The 8,458-nt window shown below is 59.8% G+C and carries 8 protein-coding genes and 1 pseudogene; 2 read left to right on the top strand and 7 right to left on the bottom strand.

Annotated features, from left to right (window positions below):
- Positions 1-306: 306 nt before the first annotated feature.
- From IVA82_RS37395 to IVA82_RS37385, 3 genes are all read right to left on the bottom strand, one after another.
- On the bottom strand, positions 307-582 hold the full coding sequence (locus IVA82_RS37395) for a hypothetical protein (RefSeq protein ID WP_247383473.1): 276 nt from the start codon (positions 580-582) through the stop codon (positions 307-309).
- 253 nt (positions 583-835) lie between these two features.
- Complete coding sequence (locus IVA82_RS37390; RefSeq protein ID WP_247383472.1) at positions 836-1,168, bottom strand: hypothetical protein; 333 nt, start codon at positions 1,166-1,168, stop codon at positions 836-838.
- A gap of 2 nt (positions 1,169-1,170) precedes the next feature.
- Positions 1,171-1,953, bottom strand: a complete 783-nt coding sequence (locus tag IVA82_RS37385; protein ID WP_247383471.1) for a hypothetical protein — start codon at positions 1,951-1,953, stop codon at positions 1,171-1,173.
- A 216-nt stretch (positions 1,954-2,169) separates the two neighbouring features.
- Here IVA82_RS37385 and IVA82_RS37380 point away from each other — a divergent pair, with 216 nt between their 5' ends.
- Positions 2,170-2,481 carry a hypothetical protein gene (locus tag IVA82_RS37380; protein ID WP_247493798.1) on the top strand — a complete coding sequence of 104 codons (312 nt, stop codon included), beginning with the start codon at positions 2,170-2,172 and terminating at the stop codon, positions 2,479-2,481.
- Positions 2,482-2,727: 246 nt separating this feature from the next.
- On the opposite strand, the gene IVA82_RS37375 is transcribed toward IVA82_RS37380, so the two are convergent.
- Together IVA82_RS37375 and IVA82_RS37370 are read right to left on the bottom strand one after the other, a co-directional pair.
- Positions 2,728-2,877, bottom strand: coding sequence for a hypothetical protein (locus tag IVA82_RS37375; protein WP_187436481.1), 150 nt, complete (start codon positions 2,875-2,877; stop codon positions 2,728-2,730).
- Positions 2,878-3,296: 419 nt separating this feature from the next.
- Positions 3,297-3,518: a hypothetical protein gene (locus IVA82_RS37370; RefSeq protein WP_247383469.1), complete on the bottom strand. Its 222-nt coding sequence runs from the start codon at positions 3,516-3,518 to the stop codon at positions 3,297-3,299.
- 1,489 nt (positions 3,519-5,007) lie between these two features.
- On the opposite strand from IVA82_RS37370, the gene IVA82_RS37365 reads away from it, so the two are divergent.
- A complete protein-coding gene (locus tag IVA82_RS37365) occupies positions 5,008-5,766 on the top strand; it encodes a methyltransferase domain-containing protein (protein WP_247383468.1) in 759 nt (252 codons plus the stop codon).
- A gap of 123 nt (positions 5,767-5,889) precedes the next feature.
- Here IVA82_RS37365 and IVA82_RS37360 read toward each other — a convergent pair whose 3' ends face one another.
- Positions 5,890-6,543: an FkbM family methyltransferase gene (locus IVA82_RS37360; protein ID WP_247383467.1), complete on the bottom strand. Its 654-nt coding sequence runs from the start codon at positions 6,541-6,543 to the stop codon at positions 5,890-5,892.
- A gap of 334 nt (positions 6,544-6,877) precedes the next feature.
- A pseudogene (locus IVA82_RS37355) lies at positions 6,878-8,449 on the bottom strand (IS66 family transposase).
- Positions 8,450-8,458 lie beyond the last annotated feature (9 nt).

Here is an 8,458-nt window from a genome sequence, read left to right as displayed (position 1 = left end):
GATGCTGACTCGCGCGCGATCATGTGTTGCACGCCAACACTACGCTCGCTGATCGTGTCGACCTTGCCACCCCGGCTCTTCCTCTCAACCGGCTACCGGCCTCTCGGCTCTGGCTCCCGCGCAGCGGGCTGGAGCGCAGCGACTTCGTGCCTTGGCGGGCATAGCAGACTTTCCGGAGCAGCCCCGGCATTTCGCCTTTTGGGCCAAAGCGGACAACCTTCGCAGGCCGCGAGCGATCTGGCGCAACGACCGCGCAGTCATTCCCTTTGGGTTCCATTAAGGCAAGTAGCGGGCTTCCGAAATTCCTCATCGATACATCCACGCCCTCGAAATCGAAAGCAGTGTGTGACCGATGACACTGAGGAGCGCGGCGATGCCCCATATAGTGAACATGTTCTCTTTGTAGCTTGCAGAAAAGCCAGCGCCTTCGGCGATCACATCGCCGATATGCCTCCACCAGCCGGTGAGAGTGCCCGGCAACCCGCCAGTCGCATCAGCAATCGCAAGCGTGATTCCCGAGATCACGGGCAGATAGAAGACGAGAGCTACGGATGCGGCGAGAACACGGAGAATGAATCGCATGAGACCTCCGATGTACGCAATGATGGCCGCGAACTCAGCGCGCCATTGTCTCTATGTGAGTCCCTTTGAGGATAGCACCTCGAAACAATGTCCGCTTCGCTTATACTCATGACTGCGCGCGTGGCTGCCCCTGTAAAAACTGCCACTCCCGCTAATTGGAGGCTCCGACTAGGTTTGGGAGCCAAGGCCACCTCGCATCATTGTCCCAGGCCTGTGGCGCAGCAGAGAGATGAAGGCAGCGACACCCTGCTGGTTAAGTAGCCTCCACCAGCGTCCCAATGAGGCGCAACAACTCTTGATGCTCCGGTCCGCCTCCGCCGCCTCGCGCTAAGAATTCCCTGATCTCTAATTTCTCTGTGCGTCCGCCGGAAGGGACGTTGGGCACGTGCACAACAGAAACTCTTTCAGCGTCACGGACAAGGTACCAGCGGTCACCGTTCGAGCTGCAGTATAGCTCTCTGGCGGCGGCAGAATGCGAGAAGACGCCGAACTCGTGCATCTTGGCAACAAGATCGACGGCACCGTCGCGTCCAGTGTTCTGCGGAACATGCTCAATCGTCGCCTTCGCGTCTTCCGGTATCGTCATGTTCACCCGCTGGACTGGCGCGGCGGTTGGGAAGTACCTGCCGCGTGTTCGCCCAAGCGACGGCCGGCTTCAGCAGCTTCGTCGAGCTTCGACGCAACATCTTGCGACGAGTCGTACCATCGACGGACAATCTCGGCTGCGGTGTCTCGCCCACCGAGCCCGAAGGCCAGACCGAGCGCGAGAGCTGCTGCGCCGACGACAGCCGTGAACAGCGAGTTGACCAACGTTTGTGCAACACCGATCTGGTTCACGGCTACGACGATGGCGAAGGCCCACACCATGACCTTTGCAATCTTGGCGAGGAGGTCGGGATTGCCCAGGTCCGCCTGTGCCGTGGCGCCTCGGACCAAGTTACCCAGGGAATTCGCCGCCAAGCCACCGATGACGAGAACGACGATTCCGACGACAAGGTTGGGAATCCACAACAGGAGTTGTCGCAACACGTCCGAAACAGCCGGTAGACCCAAAGCGTCGAACGCAACCACAAGCGCAATCAGCCTAATGAACCATTTCGTCGTGAGGGCAATCGCTCCCGAGGCATCAGTCTCCAGCCCCATGTTATGAACGAAGCCGGTGAACCCCGATTGCGTGGATAGTTCGTTGAAGCGGACTCGCCGAAGCACCGCTGCGATTGCGCTTGCCACTAAGGCCGCGACGAACCAGCCGATAATCAGGATCGCGGCAAAGGCAAGAATCTTCGGAATGGCGGCGAAGAATACGGCCATCGCGGCCGCAAGGGATGTGAGCATAGCCTCGCTCCAATCCCGAATGCTCGTAAGCGTCATGGTGACTTCCTCCAGGTGAGGGCGCGGACGCTCGCTCCGCGTCCAGCGCGCAGAACTAACAAAAGACAACACCGCGAAGACCGGAAAGGTTTCAAAGGGTTGCAGTCCTAAGACAGAACGTTTGGGGTGAGACGGGGATTTTGCGTCTGCGAAGGCTGCACCGATCCCATCCCGGGCCGGACCATGCATCGCGTGCCGTGGCGTTGCGCCCTGGCGATGGACGACTGGAGCGAGTCGTTTCGCGAACGCTGCCGCAGGAAAGGCGTCATTCTGGGCGTGACGCGGATCGGCGTGCATGCCGGGCCGGCCATCATCGGAAAGTTCGTTGGCGGACGACCTTCGAATACACTTGAGCGCCGCACCATGAAAGCACCGAAGCCAAAGCAATGGGCCGAGCGCGAGGTCCAGCAATTGTTCAAGCTGGCCCGGGCAGGAGCTGGCGTATCGAAGATAGCAGCCGAGCTGGGCCGTCACGCCGGATCAGTGAGGCGAATGGCAAGAGCGATGGGGATACTGTTGAAGAAGTAGCCCCGCGCCTCCTGCCGGCGGAATGAGGGCCGCAGCGCCCAAGCCCGATGAATGTCAAAATAATCGGCGGATAGCAGCCGTCTGTTTCGGCAATACTTCGTCAAACAACTCAATACTGCCGCCGCCAAGCCAAAAATCCAAGTATAGCGCGAAACGAATTACCACTGGCTGCAGACACAATTGGATGCAACGCGACCTGAGACAGTCGGCAGGCCGAAATGGCTGCCCGCCTTTTGCATGATCCCGCTACTCGTTGGGTGCTTGCAGCGCCGTCTCTAACTCTGCAACGATGTCGTGCAGGAGGCCGAGTGCGAGGGGATCGGTGACGTCGCGCTCCATCATGCGGTAGCGCATGATCTGATCTTGAAGCTCTCGCTGATCCTCGTCATCGTCCATAACGCGCTCCGCAATCAAGAGAGACGCCGAACGAGCGCGGATGGTTGCGGGAACTTTGAAGAATACTAGTACTTCCTTTTCTTAAAGCGTGAGTCGCAATTCAAGATCGGAGGCCTACCGAAGCGAGAGAAGTCCACCTTTCGTCCAAAGGCCGCCGTATCACTGAGCTCTGATTCCGGGTACTAGCCGGAATTGAGGCGTCCTATGTTCCATGCCGGATCTGTTCAAAACATCCCGATCAAGGCGAAAAAAGCGACCTCGATCAGGAACGTGGTGCCCATAATGGCAACGGTGAGAAACACGTCGCCTGCCGGTAGATGGGTCATTGCGCCTCGCAAGTTGCGAAGCCCCGAAGCCCAATAGCCAACCTCCCGACGTTGGGATTGTTTCAGTTCCAAGCGCGTTTAGGCACAAGATGCCTAACGCATTTCGAGTTCCTTGATCGCCAATGCCGCAATTTCCGCCGGGGCAAGGACATCGCTTTGCGCAATCTGGATGATCTTGCTCGCGACCATTTCCGTGAGCGGGTCGTCGCGATCCTGGACGCAAAGCGTATGGAGCGCCTGCTCGTAAGCTGCCGTGATGCGGCTGACCATTTCCGGCTTTAGATCGACGGTTTGTAATCGCAGGTAGGTAGACATTTCTTGCCTCCTAAGCCCACGCGGGAGCGCATGATAGCATGGGAACTCGGTTAGCGATCCGTAGAAATGCGAATGCGCTTGGCTGCACCGGCGGGCGGACCACGAACAAAAAGAACAGCCCTTGCAGGAGCAACGAAAGGCCTTACGCGTTCAAGGCGGCAGGGAAGCTGTGCACGTCCAGAGCGGTCGCAACGATGGCGGACAGCCCACCAACCCGCGCCCATGGTTCGGCCCCGGATCTAAACCCGGAGCATCGCCGGGCGATCTGCGACGCGATCGGCCAGCAGCTTCGCGGGACGCTTGCGGACGATCTCACCCCGTTACCATCGCGTCTGGAAGGCATGGTGGAGCGGCTGACCGAATTAGACGGCGACGCACCGTCTCCCGCGCCGCATCGCCAGGGCGATGCGCCATCCCGGCCACTCTCGAAATTTGTGTCGGTGCTTTGGCGGGTCCTCCGAAACGGGCCTTGAAGCTCGGGGACGCGCGACTGCGCCCCTTTCGGATATCTGGCGCGGGCGTTTCCTCGCTTTTGTTGCTCCGGGAAATAGATAAAGGGCCGGTTAGAGTTTGGCGGGCGTGGCGGGCGTGGCGGGCGTTTTCGCAGCCCGATCGCTACAAATTTTTGTCGTTGTTACGTGGGGCCTATGCCCAAGAGCGCGAGGCGGTGCTGCGGCAGCATGGCGGCCGAGCCGATGGGGTGAGGATGACGAGGTTCTCTGACCTGGCGCTCAGTGAGGCCGACCTTCAACGGCATCGGCCATAAACACTCGCTGATGGCTTAGAGGCCACGGGGCTACGCGGCCGATTTTGTTTTTTTGACCCCGCGCCCCGACGCTACTAGCGCAGCAGCGTCCGGTTTGCCTCGAATAGCCCCGCGACGACGAAGGCGGCGAGAGTCCGGGTTGGAGTCAAAACCGGCGGTAGACGCCAAGCCGGATCGGCATCCGGTTTGCCACTGGCAGCCGACATGACACGTCTTCAGGCGACCTTCGCCTTCGGGGCCAACAGGCGACATCAACCGTCGCGACGTCCGTTCAAGCTTTCGTGCTCGATAGGCCAAATTGCGCACGCGATTAGGTAGGCGCCATCTTCGTGCGTAACTTGCATTCGATCACGACCAGCCAAGCCGCCATAGCCGTGCTGTTCCGCGTCATCAACCGCTACGTCGGCAACTTACCGCCGATGCTTTGGGCATGCGGCCACCGCCGCGCACGCGCTGGACCGCCAGTCGCCAAGATACGCAACACGTCGCCGTACTGGCGCGGGGGCTCGAGCCCCGAACGGCGATGCCTCGTTCTCGCCGACAGCTTCGCGGTGCATGCGCAAAGCGCAACTCGGAGGCCAAAATAAGCATGGCATTTGGTTCCGCCGGCCGCTGTTCGCACTTCGGGAGGGGAACGCTCTCGGAACCTCTCGATTGATGAGTTGAGACGGGCTTGACGCCACGCGGCGGCGTGTCGCAACGTCGGTTTGCGGAGGTGCCGACATGGAGAATTCTGTAGCTGGGTACTACGGATCGCATTTCTTCAAGGAGCAATCAGGCGGGTCTTTCGAGGCTGCGTCGGTGATTGTCCCGTTGATTCTTCGACTCTTCAAAGTGAATTCGGTCGTTGATGTCGGTTGTGGCGTCGGGGGCTGGTTGCATGAATTCGCTACGAACGGTGTGAGCGATTATCTCGGAATTGACGGCGACTACGTGCCACGGGATCAGCTCAGAATTCCGTCCGAAAGGTTCAAACCTATGGACCTTCGAGCCATCACCGACGTCGGCCGCAAATTCGATTTGGCGTGCTCGTTAGAGGTCGCGGAACATTTGCCCGAGAGTAGCGCCAACGAATTCGTTTCCGCCCTCGTGGACGCCGCACCCGTTGTGCTGTTCTCCGCTGCGGTCAGAGGTCAAGGCGGTAGAAACCATCTGAACGAGCAGTGGCAATCCTATTGGGCAAAGCATTTTAGTAACCATCGTTACGTCGCATTCGATTGCGTCCGACCGCAGATATACCGTGATCGCCGGATTCTGCCTTGGTATAGACAGAACCCTCTCGTGTATTGTCGGGAGGGCTATTATCCCGAAGGTTATTCCCCTGTAACCAGCACCTTCGATCTAGACCGCGTCTTGCCCGACTACTTTGAGTATAAGCTACAGGAAGTCACCGAAGGCAAAAGTGCGGCAATTGCGCTGAGACATCTGCGCGGAAACCTTGGGGTCCTGGCGAACGCAGTGAGACGTCGCTCCGGCTTCTAACGCCTCGTTGCCTCGCTGCAGAGTCTTATAACGAGGGGAGCGGGACGCCTGGATGCGAGCGTCACGGGGATGAGGCGAGGCGCTGCCAACGGTCATCTTCGACTGTGCCTTTGCAGAAGTCGATCAGGCACGCTCGAACAAGATGTCGTAATAGGCCCCACCGGACGCGCGCTTTGCAAACCGGTCCTTGCGCTTCACCAGAAAACCAAAAGGCTTCAGATACGAGCATAATTGGTCGACCGTCGCACAATTCCGATATGACTCGAAGTCTGCCGCTTCGGTCTTAATGAATCTGAATTGCCGCAGAATTTCCTTCGCGCCCTGCAGAACCAACAATTCCGAGCCCTGAGTGTCTAATACAAGAGCATCGTATCGACCGGGATCAACCCCCCACGTTTCCAGAGCGGTCTTCAAGGTCGAAGACTTCATGCTGATGTCGCGGATGTAATGTACATCCGGCCAAATGTCCTTGTGGCTGTGCAAATCCAGAATGGACGACGAAAGGCCGCTATTGTTCGCGACATGAAAAGTACAGGATTTGCCATCCGCATCCGCGATCAGCGCATTGATTGCCGTCTGGTCTGCCAGGGAACGGACGTTTCGTTGAAGGCTTTCGAACTGTTCTGGTATAGGCTCTATCCACGCCACTTTGAGCTTGTGCCGCGTGTAGAGGTCTCGTTCTTGACCAGTATTTGCGCCGACATGGATCACACCGGAACATAGCTTTAGATAGTCGTTTGGATCACCGTATAAGCGGCGGGAGATGTAGCGCCGCAATCTACCAGCAATGTGTCGTGGAGCCGAAAGCATATTCCACCTATTCTTGTGGCCTGAACAGCTCATGGGACAATTGAACCTGCCGCAGGCAGTCAGGTGCACCGTTGGGCCGGTTTAGGTATCACCAATGTCGGGCGCGCCGCACAGTTCCAGTAAGTTCAGGGCAGTGGCCCAAGGCAGAATGGGAAATCGAGCAAACGGGAACTGGAAGCGACCCGTTAAGTGTCTATTCCGGGGTCATTTATCGTCGTTTTGACAGTGTGACCGACGCTTCAGGTCGTACGCATCCGGCGAAGGCCCCCGGCTAGCCCGCTTTCGGGAAGGCTGATCGCGCTCAAGCTGCGTGAGCGACGCTTTGAGGTTGCCAATTCCAAGGCAGCAGTTCGTCAATGCGCTTGGCAGAAGTAGGCGCGCCAGCACGTCGGCAAGCCAAGCCTGCGGGTCGATGTCATTGAGTTTGGCGGTGGCGATGAGGCTGTAGATGGCAGCCGCACGCCGGCCGCCCTCGTCGGCCCCGGCGAAGGTCCAATTTTTTCGCCCCACGGCGACCGCCCGCAACCCGCAACTCCCGCTCGGCAGCATTGTTCGACATGCAAAGCCGTCCATCTTCAAGGAAGCGGCTAAATGCATCCCAGCGGCTGAGGCAGTAATTGATTGCCTTGGTCGTGTCGTTGTTCCTGGAGAGCTTGGTGCGCTGCTCGCGCAACCACGCCTCCAGCTCGACGATCAGGGGGCGGCTACGTTCCTGGCGCACACGCAAACGCTCCTGCGCAGGAAGACCGTTGATCTCGCGCTCGATGGCGAACAGGACATCGATGCGCTTGACCGCCTCGGCCGCAATCGGCGCCTTGGTGAGCCGTGCCAGATCAAAGAACTTGCGTCTGCCGTGAGCCCAGCATGCGGCCTCGATGATCGGGCCGCCCTTGCGATTGGCCTCGTAGAGCCTGCCAAAGCCGGCGTAGGCGTCAGCCTGCATCAGTCCGGCATAGCCCGCCAGATGCTGCTCCGGATGCGCACCGCCACGATCGGGCGAGTAGAAGAACACGGCCGCCGGCGGATCTGCGCCGGCAAACGGACGGTCGTCGCGCACGTAAGTCCAGAGCCGGCCGGTCCGGGTCTTGCTCTTGGCCAGAACCGGCACCGTGGTGTCATCCGCGTGGATGCGCTCGGCTGCGAAGACATGGCTCCGGATCGCATCGACCAAAGGCATCAGGCTTGCTGCGGAGGCACCTACCCAGTCCGCGAGCGTCGAGACGTCGAGGTCGATGCCTTCACGCTGGTAGACGTCGCTCTGACGATGAAGCGGCAAGTGCAGGCCGTACTCGGCGAACAGGACATGGGCCAGCAGCTTGGGCCCTGCACGCCCGCGCGCAATCGGGTGCGAAGGAGCCGGCGGCTGGGTGATCGCTTCGCAGGCCCGGCAGACGAGCTTCTCGCGCACATGTTGGATCACCTTCCACTGGCGCGGAACGAACTCCAGCGTCTCGGTCACGTCCTCGCCAATTTTGCGCAATCGGCCGTCGCCGCAGCATGGGCAGGTGGCAGGCACCGGATAGACAATGCGCTCCCGCGGCAAATGCTCCGGCAGCGGCCGGCGGGCTGGCTTGCTGCGCTCGAACGATGGCACCGCAATCTTCTCGGCTGCCATCTGCGCCGCGGTCTCAGATTGCGCCGCGTTCTCCTCCAGGTCGGCGAGCTGTAGCTCGAGCTGGTCCAGCAATGCGCCTCGCTCGGAGGACTGTCCGAACTGCTCGTGCCGGAGCTTCTTGATCGTGAGTTTGAGCTTCTCGATCAGCAAGGTCCCCGCCTGGGCCTCGGCTTCCGCGGCCAACCGGGCCGCTTGCTCTGCGCGCAGCATCGCCTGCAGGGTGGTCACATCGTCGGGAAGAGAATCATCAGTGCCCATCGCCGACCA

The sequence above is a fragment of the Bradyrhizobium sp. 142 genome, assembly GCF_023074015.1.
In the GTDB taxonomy this organism is placed as follows: domain Bacteria; phylum Pseudomonadota; class Alphaproteobacteria; order Rhizobiales; family Xanthobacteraceae; genus Bradyrhizobium.
The sequence above is the reverse complement of the archived record's forward strand: the minus strand, read 5'-3'. Positions and strand labels throughout refer to the sequence as shown.